The 17,854-nt window shown below is 49.1% G+C and carries 15 protein-coding genes; 7 read left to right on the forward strand and 8 right to left on the reverse strand.

The features are described 5' to 3' along the window. Positions 1-41: 41 nt before the first annotated feature. Positions 42-2,339 carry a bifunctional glycosyltransferase/CDP-glycerol:glycerophosphate glycerophosphotransferase gene (locus GI364_RS00630; protein ID WP_198851825.1) on the reverse strand — a complete coding sequence of 766 codons (2,298 nt, stop codon included), beginning with the start codon at positions 2,337-2,339 and terminating at the stop codon, positions 42-44. Between the two features lie 407 nt (positions 2,340-2,746). Between GI364_RS00630 and GI364_RS00635 the strand changes: the two genes are divergently transcribed. Both GI364_RS00635 and GI364_RS00640 read left to right on the forward strand, forming a co-directional pair. Continuing rightward, positions 2,747-3,565 (forward strand): endonuclease/exonuclease/phosphatase family protein, encoded by an 819-nt coding sequence (locus GI364_RS00635; protein WP_198851826.1) that lies wholly within the window; start codon positions 2,747-2,749, stop codon positions 3,563-3,565. Positions 3,566-3,672: 107 nt separating this feature from the next. Further along, the gene (locus GI364_RS00640; RefSeq protein WP_198851827.1) at positions 3,673-3,915 is read left to right on the forward strand and encodes a GIY-YIG nuclease family protein; all 243 of its coding nucleotides are present in this window, start codon (positions 3,673-3,675) and stop codon (positions 3,913-3,915) included. Between the two features lie 175 nt (positions 3,916-4,090). Here GI364_RS00640 and GI364_RS00645 read toward each other — a convergent pair whose 3' ends face one another. Both GI364_RS00645 and GI364_RS00650 read right to left on the reverse strand, forming a co-directional pair. After that, entirely contained in the window at positions 4,091-5,314 is a 1,224-nt protein-coding gene (locus GI364_RS00645) for an aminopeptidase (RefSeq protein ID WP_233095957.1), read from the reverse strand. Positions 5,315-5,341: 27 nt separating this feature from the next. Next, entirely contained in the window at positions 5,342-6,598 is a 1,257-nt protein-coding gene (locus GI364_RS00650; protein WP_198851828.1) for an MFS transporter, read from the reverse strand. A gap of 201 nt (positions 6,599-6,799) precedes the next feature. Between GI364_RS00650 and GI364_RS00655 the strand changes: the two genes are divergently transcribed. Then, entirely contained in the window at positions 6,800-8,074 is a 1,275-nt protein-coding gene (locus GI364_RS00655; protein WP_198851829.1) for an acetyl-CoA hydrolase/transferase family protein, read from the forward strand. A gap of 861 nt (positions 8,075-8,935) precedes the next feature. Here the strand turns inward: GI364_RS00655 and GI364_RS00660 are convergent. Then, a complete protein-coding gene (locus tag GI364_RS00660; RefSeq protein WP_198851830.1) occupies positions 8,936-9,856 on the reverse strand; it encodes a proline dehydrogenase family protein in 921 nt (306 codons plus the stop codon). A 524-nt stretch (positions 9,857-10,380) separates the two neighbouring features. Here GI364_RS00660 and GI364_RS00665 point away from each other — a divergent pair. The 3 genes from GI364_RS00665 (at position 10,381) to GI364_RS00675 (ending at position 13,818) form a co-directional block, all read left to right on the forward strand. Then, a complete protein-coding gene (locus tag GI364_RS00665) occupies positions 10,381-11,838 on the forward strand; it encodes a sigma-54 interaction domain-containing protein (RefSeq protein WP_198851831.1) in 1,458 nt (485 codons plus the stop codon). 144 nt (positions 11,839-11,982) lie between these two features. Further along, on the forward strand, positions 11,983-13,530 hold the full coding sequence (gene pruA / locus GI364_RS00670; RefSeq protein ID WP_198851832.1) for an L-glutamate gamma-semialdehyde dehydrogenase: 1,548 nt from the start codon (positions 11,983-11,985) through the stop codon (positions 13,528-13,530). Between the two features lie 105 nt (positions 13,531-13,635). Then, entirely contained in the window at positions 13,636-13,818 is a 183-nt protein-coding gene (locus GI364_RS00675) for a hypothetical protein (RefSeq protein ID WP_198851833.1), read from the forward strand. 104 nt (positions 13,819-13,922) lie between these two features. On the opposite strand, the gene GI364_RS00680 is transcribed toward GI364_RS00675, so the two are convergent. The 3 genes from GI364_RS00680 to GI364_RS00690 form a co-directional block, all read right to left on the reverse strand. Continuing rightward, positions 13,923-14,819, reverse strand: coding sequence for a permease prefix domain 1-containing protein (locus GI364_RS00680; protein WP_198851834.1), 897 nt, complete (start codon positions 14,817-14,819; stop codon positions 13,923-13,925). After that, positions 14,816-15,154, reverse strand: coding sequence for a PadR family transcriptional regulator (locus GI364_RS00685; protein WP_233095958.1), 339 nt, complete (start codon positions 15,152-15,154; stop codon positions 14,816-14,818). The genes GI364_RS00680 and GI364_RS00685 overlap by 4 nt, the downstream gene beginning before the upstream one ends. Before the next feature lie 85 nt (positions 15,155-15,239). Continuing rightward, positions 15,240-15,584 carry a hypothetical protein gene (locus GI364_RS00690; protein WP_198851835.1) on the reverse strand — a complete coding sequence of 115 codons (345 nt, stop codon included), beginning with the start codon at positions 15,582-15,584 and terminating at the stop codon, positions 15,240-15,242. A gap of 111 nt (positions 15,585-15,695) precedes the next feature. Here GI364_RS00690 and GI364_RS00695 point away from each other — a divergent pair, with 111 nt between their 5' ends. After that, positions 15,696-16,697 (forward strand): YncE family protein, encoded by a 1,002-nt coding sequence (locus GI364_RS00695; RefSeq protein WP_198851836.1) that lies wholly within the window; start codon positions 15,696-15,698, stop codon positions 16,695-16,697. 58 nt (positions 16,698-16,755) lie between these two features. Here the strand turns inward: GI364_RS00695 and GI364_RS00700 are convergent, their stop codons facing one another. Then, positions 16,756-17,727 (reverse strand): aldo/keto reductase, encoded by a 972-nt coding sequence (locus tag GI364_RS00700; RefSeq protein ID WP_198851837.1) that lies wholly within the window; start codon positions 17,725-17,727, stop codon positions 16,756-16,758. Positions 17,728-17,854 lie beyond the last annotated feature (127 nt).

A 17,854-nucleotide genomic window follows, 5' to 3' on the forward strand; every position in this document is an offset into this window, starting at 1 on the left:
CACTCCAGAACGGTTATACATTCATTTGCATCGTTTCGCGTTTAATTTGTTTTTGCCAAAACATACGGCTTTTCGGCTTCCTCTACGAGTTTCGCCTGGTTCGGCATTGGCCCCAAAAAGTATTCCAAGAAGCGTTCCGTCGATTTTCCATCCTGATGCTCGAAGAAGTACTGAGCGAACTGTTGTACCCGTTCCACGGAGTACCTCTCCTGTAGGATGTCATCCACCAGCTCTGTTGTCGTTGTCGAAATCGGGCCAGGTACAAAGTCCCGATAATCGTAGTAAAAGCCGCGTTCTGACAGGTATTCATCGAGATCGTAGGCATAAAATACGATGGGCCTTTTCAAGAGACTGTAGTCAAAGACCAGCGACGAATAATCCGTAACCAGGACGTCTGCCACCATGAGCAAGTCGGTAATATCAGAAACACTGGACAAATCAACTACAAAATCCCCTAAATCGTAGAACGCAGACATGGATTGTTGCACCATCGGATGCAATTTGAGAATGACAGCAAAGTCATCCCCCAGTCTGTCACGCATTTCTTCCAGATTCAGTTGAATCTTGTAGCCTCTGCGTTGCGCTGGCTTGCCTCGAAAGGTTGGTGCATAGAGAATGATTTTTTTGCCCAGCAAGTTGGGATATTCGGTAAAAAACTCAGCCTTAGCCTTTTCCACGGCATCTTCGTTGAGCAGCCTGTCCGTCTTCGCCACACCCAAAGGCATTACCTTTCGCTCATCGATTCCAAAAGCCTCTGCATAATGCGGGACAACCGAAGAAGAACTGGTTATGACCTTTGTGTACGAACTGTGTGCCCGGCGCTCAAACTCCGGTGAGTTTGAATCGGCAGATCCGCTTGCACTAAGTCCAAATTTCTTAAATGCACCACACCCGTGCCAAGTCTGGACGACGTCGCTGTCGGGTCTCGGATGGAGCCCGTAAAGCTGATAGTAATAATCATCAAGGACAATCAGTTTGGCAGTGGCCAAGTGATAGTACTGCTTAAACTTTTCCCTAAAGGACCTTTGTTCTTTTGTGTAGACCAGCGGTGTCCAGGCCGAGTAGTGCTCTGTGACTTGATGGTAAATGATGTCTAAGTTGCCTTCCAAGCGTGTATTTCGGTTTGAAGCAAAAATCACCTTGTGTCTTCGTAACGGTAAGAAACGTTTGCTGACTGGGAATACAAGCTTTCTCAGTACCGCATTTTCAATTCGAGTCTTCAACTTGTTCATGATGCGCTTAACGCGGTTCTTCGCGGGCGGCCAAACAGTCTGTACAAAACAGCCGTAATTTCCGATTTGCATGTTTGCAAATGTAGTACGTATCAGTTTCCAAGCCAATCCGTAGTTTTCGGATTTCAGGTACCTGCTCAAATAAATAGTTCCCAAAATCATATAGGTATGAAAAAATGGGGCTTTTGAAAAATCTTTTCTATTTAATGCTTGAACCCGTCCGATAATAGCATGTAAGGCAGCCTTTTGTACGTCGCTGTCATTTGATCGCAAAGCCGCACGAAACCGAGGCAATACATCCGTTTGCATCACGCGGCGGATATAGTAGCCAAACAGATTGGCATTGGAGTGGAGAATGTCTCTTGCAGCCAGCATCATGTTAAACAAATCGTCGAACACTCGCTGAGGTTCTGCTAACGCTCGCTGTGTCAGTGATTTCGTTTGCCCTTCGCGGAAGCGATAGTAATAGACTGTTTCGTCCACTGTATAAATACGCTCAGCGTGTGTATATGCAAATAATGTAAAGGGCTGATCCTCCCCTAGGCGAATATGTTCAGGAAAATATAAGTTCTCCACGAGTTCTTTCTTATATAGTTTCGCGCAGGGTCCCAGAGCGTAAAACAGTTCTGGGTTTGTATCAATATGCTTTAAACCGGGCTTTTGTACACTGTATCGAACATATGTGGGAATGCTCCAAGTCCGCTTGTCGTTGAAGCGTAAGGTCGTACCTGTTACAATTTGCGCATCGTGTTCGAGTGCAGCGTTGTACATGTTTTCTAATGCGTCTTCCACAAGAATATCATCTGAGTCGACAAAACAAATAAACTGTCCTCGGGCTAGCTTCAAACCTCGATTTCTCGCAGCAGCGGGCCCGTTGTTTTCCTGTCGAATGACTTTTAGTCTCGGGTGGGTTTCTGCATACTTCAGCGCGATATCGTACGTAGCATCCGTCGACCCGTCATCGATTAGCAAAAATTCTACTTCTTGAAGGGTTTGGTGAAGGAGGCCGTTAAGCGTTGTTTCAATAAACTCTTCGACGTTAAAAAGAGGGACAATTACACTCACTTTAACTCGAGGTAACGTCCGTTCTTCAGCGCTGTTATTCATTTGGTTCCAACCTCTCACAAGTGACCTTGAGGATCTCTGTCATGTCGTTGCTGCGCACATCCACCAATTCGAAGAACAAACGCAGCGGAAAGCCTCGTAGGCGCAGCGTTACAAAAGCATGTTAAACTTATCCAATTGCCTTTAAAATAAGCTTAAAAAATCCTGATTGTGTAAAAGTGCAGATGTTCTGAGGCACAAACCCCAAGCACTATTTTAGTTCAGTGTACCCTTCCATTTTGTTTCAATGAATTCCTTTATCATATACTAGACGAAACGCAGATGGCAAATGTGTCACAACGGCATGAGGTACCTCGTGGCGACTAGTGGCGACTATGATGACTTGCGAGTACAGGACGGATATAGGACGGATATAGGACGGATATAGGACGGATATAGGGGCGATCGCAGTGGCTATCAGTGATGGGAACGTAGGACTTGAATTGCCTGTGATGACCCTTAACTTACGTGTCCATAACTTGATGGATGGAGGGAACCGTTGGTCAAAGCGTGTGGACAGTGCCGCGAGCGTCATTGGTGCGCACGCTCCTGTTATTCTTGCGACTCAGGAAGGGTTGCCGAAAATGCTACAGGACTTAGAAGGACGGCTGCCGAATTACGAGTACACGGGTAAGGGCCGTGATGGTGACGGCGGCGAGCACTGTGCTATTTTTTACGATAAAAATGAAATTCGACTGTTGCAGACCGGACAGTTTTGGCTGTCGGAGACGCCGGATATCCCTAGTAAAAGCTGGGGTTCGGCTTATCGGAGAATCTGCACCTGGGCCGTATTTCAGGCCCGCGAGTCGCCCTCGTGTGAGTTTGTCGTCTTCAACACCCATCTCGATAACGTTAGTCAACAAGCCCGCGAACAGGGTTCTAAGCTCATTTGGATGAAAATGCGTGAGTTGACGGGCCATCGCTGTCTGCCTCTGGTGCTAATGGGGGATTTTAACGTTGTGCCAGAGAACACGGTGATTCGCTTCTGGAGAGGGCAGACAGCCATTGACGGGGTCTCAGCCGAACTGATGGACGTGCTTGCCGCACAGGGAATGGAGACCGGGACCTTCCATGGATTTCGAGGTGGTCAAAGCACGGAGCAGCTGGACTACATTTTCACAACGTCAGATATTGAAGCTGTGAATGCACAGGTAGACAGCCGAGCGTTTCTCGGTCGATTTCCGTCCGATCACTATCCGATTTCAGCAAACTTAAAGCTTCCCTATTAACTGTACAATACTTCGGACAACACTTAACCCGACAACATTTGACTGAACAACACTTGACTGTGCAACACAGGGTTAAACGCAATCACACAGCAGAGAGGAATGAGTACGTGTTCTACGTCTACGTGCTTCGCTGTGCAGATGATTCCTTATACACAGGCTATACGACCGATGTGCAAAGACGGGTCAAACAGCATAATGACGGCAAAGGTGCCAAATACACAAAGCCTCGGAGACCTGTCACACTTGTACGCCAGGAGTGCTACGAAACTCAGACTGAAGCGATGCAGCGGGAGTATGAAATCAAACAACTGCCCAAGTCCAGAAAGGAAGCTCTGCTAAAAAACGACTGACGGTGTTAGTGTAAAGGTGTTAGTGTAAAGGTGTGACCGTAAAGATGTTATTGTAAAGGTGCTACTGTAAAAGTATGGCTGTTTCAGCCGCCCAAACACAAAGCGAGCAGCCTCATTGCATTTCGCAACGGGCTGCCCAATGTGTGTTTTTAGAACGTGACACACTGCTGAAAACTCAGTGTGCCCAGTTCCCGTTGCGGAACAAAGGCTCAAGTGTTCCGTCTTCAAGTTCACCATCTATGCTCAATTCTGCAGAGCCAATCATGAAGTCCACATGTGTCATGCTGATGTTTGCTTCATTTGCTTCCATTTCTTCAGGAGTCATATCGAATCCGCCTTCGATACACATAGGTAGACCTCTGCCAATCGCAATGTGACAGGATGCGTTTTCATCAAACAGTGTATTGTAAAACAGTACATTTAGGTCAGAAATGGGAGAGCGGTGAGGCACAAGCGCAATTTCCCCTAGATAATGGGCGCCTTCGTCAGTATCAATCAATCCCTTTAGGAGTTCTTCGCCCTGGTCTGCGGAATAATCTACAATTCTCCCCTCTTTCAGAGTCAAAGTGAATCCGTCAATGATGTTGCCGCCGTAGTTGAGCGGTTTGGTGTTTCTGACTTTGCCGCTTACCCCAAACTTGGATGGAGTCGTGAAGACTTCTTCCGTAGGCATGTTCACGCAACAGTAGACTCCCTCTTCGGTGACTTTATCTGCGCTCGCCCACAAGTGTTTCTTCGGGAGATCCACTGTAAGATCTGTGCCGGGGCCAGTGTAATGCAGACGACGGTAGTGTTTTTTGTTTAAAAACTCCACTTTGTCCCGAAGGGTTTGCAAATGCTCCTTCCAAGCGTCAACCGGATTTTCCTGTTCCAGACGAACGGCGTAGAAAATACGCTCCCAAAGCTTGTCTACAGCTTGGTCAACCGGCATGTCAGGGAACACTACGGCTGCCCACTTTGGTGAAGGGGCTGCAATGATACACCATTGACGTGCCATGTATTTCTCCTGGAATTCTTGATTTGAGATGGCACGTGACTGCCGGTAGAGTGTCATCCGTTCCGCGCTCACATCTTCATACAAAAAGGGACTGGTGGAATTGAGGAACAGAAAGGCAGCCTTTTCGTCAGCAAGTTTTGCCAGGCTGTCCGGTATCCATTGCTGTACATCCTGCAAGGCTTCTTCTGGAGCATTGAGCAGTTCAATCAAACGAGTCTCTTCATCATTCCAGTACACATGAACATGTTTTGCCCCGACATTGTAAGCTTGCTTGACTACTTCCCGGACAAGCTCAGCAGTCTCAATTGAACTGCTGACAACAAGGTCTTGACCTTTCTGTACGTTAACTCCAAATTTTACAATGAGCTCGGCATAGTTGTGCATTTTGTCCTGAAGTGTCAAAGGAATATCCCTCCTGAATATAAGTGTCTACTGAAATCTTCGAATCGCCGGCACTGCCAGTGCTGCAGCCAGAATTGCAAACATGGCAAGCCCGCAGCCTGTAATCGTCATCGTTCCACCGGCAACCCCGGCTATCCAGCCAAGGGCCACGTACCCTACGGGCATGAGGCTGATGGACCCAAACATATCCAGACTTACAACCCTGCCAAAGGATTCTGTCGGTACAAGTTCTTGTAAACTCACCTCCCATACCAAACCAAAGACCATAATGCCTGCCCCACTAAAGCCGGACACCAAAATGATGACGGGGAGCCAGTGTATGAACGCCAAACTGGTTAAGGAGGCTGCGGAAATAATGGCGCCTGTATAGGCAACCAGCCCGCGGTGATGCCAGGACTTTTTTCTGCCAAAGACCCAGGCAGCGAGCAGGGCCCCTATACCCTCCCCGGATGTAACCAAACCGTAGGCATAGGCTGGCATGTGCAAATGCACCTTAATGAGCCACGGCAGAAGGACAAGAATGATTCCGCCGAATGCAACGTTTACAAGGGAGAAAACCAGAATCGTAATCCAGAGCCAGGCATGTTTTCGCAAGGCTCTGTATCCGCCCAACATCTCCGTTGTAAACCTTCTTAAACCGTGCAAATGACTTTCCGTTTTAGGCGTTTCCAGCTTTAGAGTCAGCAGGCTGCCAATGGAAATGAGGAAAGTGGCAGCATCAATGCCCAGGCCCCATGCCGGGGACCCAAAACTCATTACAAACCCGCCGATTGTCGGCCCAAGCAGTCTGGCGCCAGTTTGACTGGCCTGCGTAAGCGAGTTTGCGGCGTTTCGAATATCCGGTGTAAAGACTTCCGCTCGAGCAGCGGAGAAAGCTGGCTGGAACAATGCGTCCATGGCTCCGTAAATGACACCCACTGTATATAGAACTGGCATGTTAATGCCAAATTCCACATAGAAAACCGTTAAGGCTGCCAACAGCAAAAAGCGGATGCTGTCGGTTAGAATCATCAGGTGGATGCGTGAAAAGCGATCGACCAAGATGCCTGTAAACGGTAACAGTACAATCTGGGGGATGGTGACAACCGTCATAAACAATCCCATGGACAGAGGCGATCCGCTCATACTGTAAATCACAATGGGTACCACAACGAACAAGATGTTATCCCCAACCATGGATAACGTCTGACCAAGCCAGAGCTGTGTAAACGGCCTGGAAGTTTTAAGAGGAAGCAGAATTCCCTCTTGTTTCTGTGAATTAGCTGCGGCATCAGATGAACTCACGACTTACCTCCTGTTATGATAAGAAACAAAAGCGCGAATACACTGACTCTCTGAACTTTTGCCAAATAAATTCTGAAAGTGCTGCATCCAGGTGTCGTATCTAGTATAAACGCTTTCAGTTTCATTCGAACAGCGTTAGAATGCAGATGGCATCAAGTCCTGCACCATTCGCGTTGAGTAACCGTCTGGGAGGAATCTATTATGGAAATGGTCACGTTGGAACAAGCAATGTCACATATTCAGTCAGGCATGAGAGTTTACACACAAGGAATGGCTTCAACGCCGCATTATTTGTTAAACGGTTTCGCGGACAGGTGTTATTCACTTGAAGACGCCATCCTGTATCATCTTCATCTTGAAGGCGAGACGCCTTGGGTTGTACCGGAGCTAAAAGGGCATGTCCGGGACATTTCATTATTCGTTGGTGCCAACTTACGTGCTGCGGTAAACGAGGGCCGTGCCTCATATGCACCGATATTTCTATCCGAGGTGCCTTGGTTCCTGGAGCAGCAGGTATGCCGCCCCAACGTGGCATTCCTAAACGTAAGTCCTCCTGACAGGCATGGCTATGTCAGCCTTGGCCCCACTATGGAAGCGATGTTGACTGCTGTGCGTGAAGCAGACCTTGTGATTGCGCAAGTCAATCGTCATGTTCCCCGAGCTCTGGGCGATGCGTTGCTCCCGGAGAGTGCCATTACCTACGGTGTTCGCCATGATGAGCCGTTGTCTGTGATCTCCAGCGGCACCGGAGACGAGGTCACAGAAGCCATCGGAAAATATGTGGCCGATCTCGTTCCGGACAGGGCGACACTTCAGCTCGGTATCGGGAAGATTCCTGACGCGGTCCTGCGCGAACTTGTCAACCACAAGGACTTGGGCATCCATAGTGAGATGATATCTGACGGCGTCCGGATGCTCGCAGAGCGAGGTGTCATTACAGGGCGCTACAAGGAAACGGATAAAGATCAAATTGTTTTCACATTTGCAATGGGATCGGCTGCATTATACGACTTTATTGACGATAATCCCATGGTATCACTCCGATCGGTTGATTACACCAACAACACAGCCGTCATTCGCCGCAATCCGCGGATGATGTCCATCAACTCAGCCATCGAAGTTGATTTAACCGGACAGGTCGTAGCCGAGTCCATCGGTACCCAAGTCGTATCCGGCGTAGGCGGGCAAATGGACTTTGTGCGCGGAGCCAGTCTGGCGCCTGAAGGGAAGTCCATCATAGCGCTTCCTTCTCGCACACATTCGGGCCAATCTCGAATCGTGCCGACCCTGCACGCTGGAGCAGGTGTAACCACCACACGCAACCACGTCCAGTACGTGGCGACCGAGTACGGTGTGGCCAGCCTTCACGGCAGTACACTCGAGGCACGGGCGCGAGCGTTGATTGATGTGGCGCATCCAGACGATCGCGCAATGCTTGAGGAAGCTGCACACGCCATGCTAGCAGGGTTTAAGTAGGTTTCTTCGGCGCCAGGCCGCCGAGCAGCGGATTGCAGAGAGACAAGAGGAAGTGAAAGAGGAAGTGAAAGAGGAAGTGAAAGAGGAAGAATAAGTTGGAGATGCGGTGGGGATTAATCGGAAGATAAGCCGAAGACGGCTTATCTTGTCCGATTTGGTGCTGGTTGAGTTGCAGCCAGCACCTCACATCCACAATGAGGACGGCGCTGACGGGCTACGGATGCAGGCTCCCAGTCCGGGCGCGTTCGCTTCGGCCGGGCAGCGGCTCTGGCCAGCGAAGCCAGTGTCATGAACGGGATCGAATGAAGAAAATCAGCGGAACAATCCCTTTTACAGACCTCATATGCATCTAAATCCTAATATTGGGATAAAACGGGTGCCTGTCAAGGTGGCACTACGGATGCAGGCGTTCAGTCCGGGCGCGTGCGCTCCCAATGACCGTTTGTTAGTGATCCTTTCGCTCCCTATCGTGATGAGCGCTAAGCCATAGTGATCGAATCGATCACTATGGCTAGCAGGGCCTCCACAATAGGGATCCCGTTGATCCCTATTCCCTACGCCCTCCTGGACGCTCTCCACATTAGTGATCCTTTCGATCCTTAATGAATCGGGAGCGGTGACGATAGTGATCGTTGGGATCACAATTCCATCGCCCTTTGCTGAATAGGGATCTTTCGAGGCACTAACCGGCTCACCGCTCCGGCCGGGCAGCCGCTCCGACCAGCGAAGCCGCTTACCGGCTCACCGCTCCGGCCGGGCAGCCGCTCTGGCCAGCGAAGCCGCTTACCGGTTCACTTCTCCGGCCCTGGGGCTGAACGGCACTGCAATCCAGTTTTTGGTCAGGTCAGTTGCGTGCAGCGCCTAGGAATTCACCATGGAACGCAGAACAAAACCTACATTTGCGGGCCGCTCTGCCAAGCGACGCATGAAGTATGCATACCAGTCGTTTCCAAATGGAACGTAGACGCGAACTGGGTAACCTTGCTGGACGAGTTGGAGTTGCAGCTGGGTTCGAATGCCATAGAGCATTTGAAATTCGTACTGTTCCTTAGGAATACTGTGTTGAGCGATAAACTGTTTCATGGTTTCGATAATGGCTTCGTCATGTGTCGCCATGGCCGTGAAACAGCCGCTCAACAAGTGATTCTGCATGAGTTTGACCAAGTTGTCGTCAACATCTTTCTTTTCTGGGAAGGCGACCGATGCAGGTTCCTTGTACGCTCCTTTGACCATCCGCAAGCTCACTCCGTGTTGCCCCAGTGTCTTTACGTCAGCTTCGCTTTTGTAGAGGTAGGATTGTATAACAAGACCAATACTCTCGGGGAATTCTGCGTGAACTTTGTTGAAGATGTCGAGTGTTACTTCGTTATGATCGTAGTCTTCCATGTCAATGCGTACAAAGTTGTTGTATGAGTGAGCTTTTGCAGCAATTTGCCTGACGTTGTCCAAGCAAAACTCTTTATCAATATCGAGGCCAAGTTGCGTGAGTTTTACGGACAGGCGGGAATTGACCCCTTCGTCCTTAATGGTATCAAGGGTTCTCAGACAGTAATTCGTGGACTCTGCGGCTTCTTCTTTGGTGAAGACGGATTCGCCCAGATGATCGAGTGTGACAGCCAATCCATCCTTGTTGAGTGACTTTGTAAAAGACATGGCGTCCGGAATGCTCATTCCAGCCACAAAGCGATGAGCACCAAAGCGTAATCCATATTTTTTTGCCAAATTATTGGCCGTTCGGTTTTTTGCCATGAACAGCAACATGTTTCTCAAGGCTTGTTCCACTGTTCTCGACCTCCTCTGATCTTCGGTACCGTTGTTGACAGACCTTGGTTTAGCCAATGAGACTGCACACCTTAAGCCTTGCTTATAAGACAGAGAAATTCACATGCTTGTAAGACTAGACAAATTCAATAGATAAATGCTGTTTCTTAGCATGCTCCTCATAATCCTGTAATTGCTACAATGCAAAATACGTGCCAAACAGTCATTGGAAAAAGCAGTGTATGAGAACACGTGTTGAATCGAAACTGAGTCCATGTTGAGTCCATGTTGAATCCCTGCTGAACACGTGTTAAATCGCAACTGAATCCGTGTTGAATCCATCTTGAACACGTGTTGAATCCCTGCTGAACATGTGCTGCATACATGCGATGAACATCAGAGGATGGTAAACGACCGCTACACATTCAAATGCTTAAACATATCTGTCTGCGAATGTGTTTAATATATGAACATATTTGTACAAATATTGACGGGGTCTACACATCTGCTACCATGAGAGAAAGGCTTCCCGAGGAGGGCCAGGTTTGTCACAGACTCCTGATTGGAATCAAATTTTGCTCCCGGTGTTATTGAATACGGTCTATGAAGCTGTAACTATTGTGGATAGTGATGGAATCGTTCGCCACTGGAACGATGCTGCAGAACAGTTGTACGGGATTCCTGCAGACGACATTGTGGGAAAGTCGATTCTCGATTTCTCCTGGAAATCTCTCATGGTTGAGCGTGTTCTGCAGGATGGTGTCGCGATTGAACATGCATACCATGAACCTCGCCCTGGTGTGCATGTGCTCATTAATACATCTCCGTTGGTTGTTTCGGGACAGACCGTGGGAGCGGTTTCTGTGGAGCAGGATGTGACGTCCATCGTGCGCCTAGGTCAGGAACTGATGCAGACAAACAGCTTGAGGGCGATACCGAGAAGCGAAAGCGACAATCAGCAAAACAACCCAAATCCGTGGGCGGCAGTGTGGGGACACAGTCCGGTTCTGAGAGAAGCCGTGCACACGGCGTCAAGAGCGGCTGGCACAGACGCCACGGTGCTGATTACGGGTGAGTCAGGTGTTGGGAAAGAGCTGTTCGCTCATGCTATCCACAAGATGAGCAGTCGTGCTGACGGGCGTTTTATCGCGATCAATTGTGGAGCGATTCCAAAACACTTATTCGAAAGCGAACTCTTTGGGTACAATCCGGGAGCTTTTACCGGGGCGGACAGAAAGGGACGGCAAGGTAAACTTGAACTGGCGCGGGGAGGAACGTTGTTCCTCGATGAAATCGGTGAATTGCCCCTAGACTTGCAGGTGAAACTCCTGCGTGTTCTTGAAGAGGGCACATACTATCCGGTGGGTTCAGACACTCCTGTAGAAGCGAATGTCAGAGTGCTTGCTGCCACAAACCAGGAATTACAGCATCTGATTGAAAAGAACGAGTTTCGCAGAGACTTGTTTTACCGTTTGAATGTGGTGCAAATTGGTGTCCCGCCGTTGCGGGAACGGTTAGAGGACATACCGCTTCTCACACAGAGGTATCTGCAGGAGTTCTCGCTCAAGTTCAACCGGCCGATTCCGGAGCTCAATCCCGAAGTCACCATTACATTAATGCGCTACGATTGGCCGGGAAATGTGCGACAGCTGCGCAATACTATCCAGCGACTCGTGATTCTCTCAGAGGAGGGTCATGTCCATGTCCATCACTTGCCCCATGAATTGCGTCAGGATTCTGCTTGGCAAGGATTAGGGACTTGGGACAGCCAAAGTAACACTGCAGAACAGCCGGCGGCAACAGACGTGCCATTGGGTGCTTTTCGAAATCCTGCAGCAGGAGGACAGTTTTTTTCACTTCAAGGCAGGCACGTGACAAGGGAGGATATTCTTCAGGCTCTGCACCGGACCTATGGGAACAAAACGGCTGCCGCAAAGCTTCTGGGTATTTCTCGCGGAACACTCTACAATTATATACAGCGATTTCAAATTCGCTCAGAGTAAATGGCACACTGATGAGAAGGTATGCTGATGAGAAGGCATACTGTTGAGAAAATCACACAGATCTGAGTAAGTGGCACAATACTTGCGTAGTAATCAGCAGGCGAGGCAAGATAAAAACCAATTATACATAGGGGAGGATTTTACATGACACTTCAGCCGTATTCAAATGAACCTGTTATTGACTACAGTGTTGAGGAGAACAAAAACAAGCTGCTTCAAGCACTCGACAAGGTGAAGTCTGAGTTTGGAAAATCCTATCCTTTATGGGTAGGCGGCCGTGATGTCGAAACGGACACCAAACAGGAGTCTGTAAATCCGGCAAAGAAGACAGAAGTCATTGGCTATCTCAGTCAGGCCAACAAGAGTGTCATTGACGATGCCTTTACGGCAGCGAATAAAGCGTTCGAGAGTTGGAGCCAAGTTTCTTTCGGAGAGCGTGCTCTGTACCTGATTAAGGCAGCGGCTGTGATGCGCCGCCGGAAAATGGAATTGATGGCATGGCAGGTGTATGAATCCGGAAAGAACTGGGCGGAAGCTGACGGGGACGTCAACGAAGCCATCGACTTTTTGGAATACTATGCGCGCCAGGCTATGGAACTTGGCAAAGGTAAACCCCTGCAGTATTACCCAGGTGAAGACAACAGCATGATTTACCTTCCGCTGGGTGTCGGCGTGGTCATTCCGCCCTGGAACTTCCCGTTGGCTATTCTGACTGGAACCACCATGTCTGCGGTGGTGACTGGGAACACTGTGTTGTTGAAACCGGCGCCTCAGTCTTCTGTGATGGCGGCCAAGTTTATTGAAATCATGAAGGAAATTCAGCTGCCTGAGGGTGTTATCAACTTTGTCCCTGGCGATCCCGCTGAAATCGGCGACTACATGACCGGCAATAATGATACTCGGTTTGTGTCATTTACGGGATCGAAGGCGACAGGTCTTCACATTGACGAGCACGCACACAAAACCAGCGAGGGCCAGCGCTACATCAAGCGGGTTGTCGCGGAGATGGGCGGCAAGGACGGTATTGTGGTCGACGAAACTGCTGATACCGAAGCGGCAGCCCAAGGCATCGTGGACTCTGCGTTTGCGTTCCAGGGGCAGAAGTGTTCAGCGGGATCGCGCGCAATTATCCATGAAGCTGTGTTCGACGAAGTGATGGACAAAGTTGTAGAAAAAGTAAAGGCCATCAAGACTGGCCCTGCAGCCGAAAACCACTTCATGGGTCCTGTAATTGACGACAAGGCGTTCAAAAAGATTACGGGCTACATTGAAATTGGCAAAAAGGAAGCGAAACTGCTGGTGGGCGGCAACTCGGACGACTCTGAAGGCTACTATGTAGATCCCACAGTTTTTGTCTGCGACAGCAACAAAGCCCGTATTATGCAGGAAGAGATTTTTGGGCCTGTCCTCGCAGTGGTCAAGGTGAAGGACTTCGAGGAAGGGATTCGGGTCTTCAACGATACAGAGTATGGATTGACGGGTGCTGTGTTCTCCAAGATTCGCAGTCGTCTGGAATACGCACGCCGCTTCATGATGTGCGGCAACCTGTACTTCAACCGCAAGTGCACAGGTTCATTGGTTGGCATCCAGCCCTTCGGCGGATTCAACATGTCCGGCACCGACGCCAAAGCAGGCGGCCCTGACTATCTGCTGAACTTCGTCCAGCCAAAGACCATTACGGACCACTTTTAATCATACTTGTTAAAGACGTAAGAGTGTTTCATCGCCGGGCACTGGCGATGGCTTGGCAAACGATGAGACTCTGAGCGCATCCGCTCCGTTCTGTGAAGAGAGATAGTGATAACCGGCGGTGTGAATCGAAAGCTATCGATTCGGCCGCCGGTTTTCTATCCGTATAACGACATGCAAGTACCGCAACGGACTTGCGCTGCTTACGACGGGTGTACGTCAGAACAAGGAAAAGCAGCATGTATCATTGTACATGCTGCTTGGGGTGCAATTCAGGACTCTGCCGCTTAAAACTGAACTGGCTGTCTGTTGACTACCATATTTAAGCAGATTTACGCAGTTTGGAACTTAATTTACGCAGTGTGGAATTTGACTTAAGCCGTGTGGAACTTAATTTACGCAGTGTGTACCTTGTTTAGACGAACTGCATCAATTTTTCTGCATCCGTACAAAAACAAGCCGAGTATAATGATGCGAACTAAAATCGTTAAAATGGACCACCAAAGATAATACGAATCAGGGTATCTATGTCCCCAGAATATTGGATTGTTGGTGATGTGCCAAAGAGCCGTCTGCACTGTGTCACGTAACATTGGCCAAATGGTCAATGCAATAGAGAGAATCCAAGGTGCAAGACCCACTTTGCGGTTTCCAGTCCACGCGTAACTTGCAAGGGAGAGAACTAATAGCAGCAGGTATCCTGCCAATTCCGGGCCCCCAAGCGGCTGGAATATGGGATACTCAGCAAAGATCACAGCATCCAATGAAAACTGGTGAGCGATTCTCACGATGAACCAGATGATGTAAAAAGGAGCCAGCGACAGGAATAGAGCTATGCGGTCGGTTCGTTTCCTTGTGTAAATCAGCATAAAAAAAGCCACCGCAAATCCAAGCCATGCCTGGAGATGTGACAGGAAGGGATTGGTATTCCATAGGAGTACCCAGTTGGGTGTCGGCAAATGCTTCATCGTTGCGGGAATAATATCCTGGGCACGCATTTGGACGAACATAGATATCATAAAAATCGTCAAGAATAGTGCTGAGGAAGCCAAGAACCAATTTGGTGAAATGCCATAGGTTTGGCGAACAATGTGCCGGCGAACTTCCTTTACGGTTCCAAATGACGCCAAAGCTGACTTGCTTGCTTCTTCCTGATTCAGTTCTCTTTTTATCCCTGATTGCACTGCCTCTTCCAAGTGTCCCTGCATTTCTTCTTTCCAGTTCCGGCGTTCACGTTTCGAAAGATATGTACCTTTGAATATCTTTGAAAAGTAACTATCGAATTCATTCATTCGAATTCCACCTTCCCCAGAAACCTCGATAACACGCGCTGTTCTGCTGTCCACTCGCTGCGAATCTTTGTCAATTGTTCTTTTCCGATCTCGTTCAACTTGTAATACCGACGCCGAGGCCCGTTCTCCTTGTCGGTTCCCCAGTAGCCTTCAATCCATCCTTCGGCTTCAAGTCGTTTTAGCGCTGGGTACAGCGAACCCTCTTTAAGGCTCAGTGAACCTTCCGTCCGGTGGTTTACTCTTTGAGCAATCTCGTAGCCGTAGGAGTCTCCAGTAGACAGGATTGACAGCAGAATTCCGTCCATGTATCCGCGTATACGTTCGTTACGCATCATTTCACCCTTTCTATATACATCGTTTATCTATGTATATAGTATCCGGAAATGTTGAACAGATCAATTGCGTTACCGCAGGCTGTCATCAAAGCATGCTTTCGGGGTCTTCTGGGTCATCGTCTTCCTCCCCAAACACAACCATTTCTCGGTAGTCTGGACTCACATCGCTGTGCACACCGAGGATTTCTTCAATTAAAACCTCTAATTCCAAATTGCCGAAAAGATAGTCGTAAAACCGATCTTCAAGATGAAGCCTGTGACCCTCGTCTTTCACGTCTCCCACTCGCAGGACTGTGTCGAGCAGCATCTTCTCCTCGTCATCGAGAAATTCTATCTCATCTGCTCCGAAGAATTCAGTGATTTTATCGGATTTTGCATTGAGAGAGAACGCTAACTCCAATAAGTCTTGCAACAGTTCCACTTTCTTCATTTCCAATCACCTCTTTAAAATTATCAATCAAACCCGGAATCCTTGAACTATCCTTGAGATAGCTCGCTTACGATGTCATCCAACATACTGGATGACAAAGGAGTCAAGCTGTTGTCTTTTAAAAAACGGCGCAAACGCACAACCATACCTATTCTTAGTTCTGTACTGTTTCTCGCTGGATGCGCCGTCGTGCTGACTACAGCCGTTACACACAAGACTGTGAGTCCACAACGTGATGTAAAGTCAATGCCTGGCAGTCCGACAGCGGGGCACAGCCATTTTCGTATTGCGGCCTACGATGGTGACAGCGACAAGACCCATTCTCCATCTGATACGGATGAATTTGTGTTGGACAAGCCTGCCACAGCCAAACTCGCGCCAAATTCTGCGCCAAGTCAGTCGTCACAGTCTCATGCAGCTAAGCCCAACCTCAAGCCAAAAATTGTTCTCCTGTTCCGTCTCCATACGACGAAAAACCTGCAGGGTGTCACTGCTTATGGAAATCATGTCTACGCAGGCTTTGATATGGGTCACGGTAAAGGGGAAATTCGCGAATACACCATGTCGGGTCAACTTGTGAAAAACTCTGGACTTTTACCTATCGGTCACTCCGCTTCCTTATCCTACAATCAGGCAAACGGGCTCATCTACGTTACAAACGGAGGCGGGACGCATTCTACCAAGATTGCCGAAGTCAACATGAGCCTCAAGCACCCCAGAGTCGTCAAAACAATCAACTTGGGCTCATTCGGCCACTCCGGTCTGGTTGCAGTAGACAGTGTGCATCAGCGGTTGTGGGTGCATACTGCTGCCAACGATCACGCTCCCATCACGTTCCGCTACTGCACAATGTCCGGTAAGGTCCTGAAGAAGTTTACCATTCACAACTTGGGTGTGCCTCAAGGCCTTCTCGTTTATAGCGGACGACTCTACTACTATACGGACAACACAATCACTGTTCTCAGCGAACAGGGCAAAATCCTCCGAACCTTTCACGTACACTTAGGCGGTGAAAGTGAAGGGCTGGCCCTTGTGCACGGAACACAGCCCTACCTTGTTTTAGGATTCCACGGCCCAAACCGCTACTACGCGTTAAAGAATTTCACGTCTTAAAGAACTTCTTCTCCTAAAGCATTAGTCTCTTAGAGTATTTCAACGTCGCCTTGAGTCCTCACGGCAGCCTGAACTCTGCAAACGGGACGCCATAGACAAAGGACGCACTGGCTTCATTCAGATTCTCTAAAACAGCATTGTCTAGACTTAATGAAACAGATTTCAGATTGTCTTCCACCTGATTTGGCCGGGACGCACCGACAATGACTGTAGACACGGCAGGCCGGGTATAAAGCCACGCTAGTGAGAGTGCCGATGCAGTGGTCGAAAGCTCCGCCGCAGTTTCGGTAACTTTGGCTCCAAGTTGCAGCCTTTGCTCATCCAGTCTCTCCATAAAGTTCGGATTTGTTTCCCCTCGACTTCCCTTCGGGGCCTTGCCGTCCTGGTACTTTCCGGTCAGAATTCCGCCTGCTAACGGGAAGTACGGGATGATCCCGATGCCTTCACTGCTACACATGGGTGTCAACTCCCGCTCTGGGCCTCTGTCTGCCATGGAGTAGGATGGCTGGATGGAGATATAGCGGGCCAGGCCTAAGCGGTCACTAATGGCGAGGGCTTTCATCAACTCCCAGGCCGCATAGTTGGAGGCGCCTATGTAGCGGACTTTGCCTGAACGAACGAGATCGTCCAGAGCGCGCAGAGTTTCTTCCAGCGGTGTGTGCGGGTCAAAGGAGTGGATTTGATACAAGTCAATGTAGTCAGTCTGCAATCGACGCAAACTCTTCTCGATTTGAAGAAACAGGTGCGATCTCGACGATCCCCTGCCGTTCGGCCCCTCATGTCGAGGAAGTCCTGCTTTCGTAGCAAGTACGACCTCGTGCCGCCTTCCCTTCAGTCCTTCACCGATAATCTCTTCAGATTTCGTGCCGCTATAGATATTCGCCGTATCAATAAAATTGACACCTGCGTCCATCGCTGTGTGGAGAATGCGAAGGGATGTGTCTTTGTCCGATCGCGATCCAAATGAATTCGTTCCAAGCCCCATCACGGAGACTTCCAGACCACTGTTTCCTAAGTGACGATATTCCATTTGCTTCACTCCTTTTGCCCACATTCTAGCACTGTCCCGACGGATGTCGAAATAATAAGCTGATGAGCAAGATTCGATGAGAGAAGAGGATGAGGATGAGGAAATACAGAAAATTTGCAAGGTGCCT

The organism is Alicyclobacillus sp. SO9 (genome assembly GCF_016406125.1).
Classification (GTDB): domain Bacteria; phylum Bacillota; class Bacilli; order Alicyclobacillales; family Alicyclobacillaceae; genus SO9.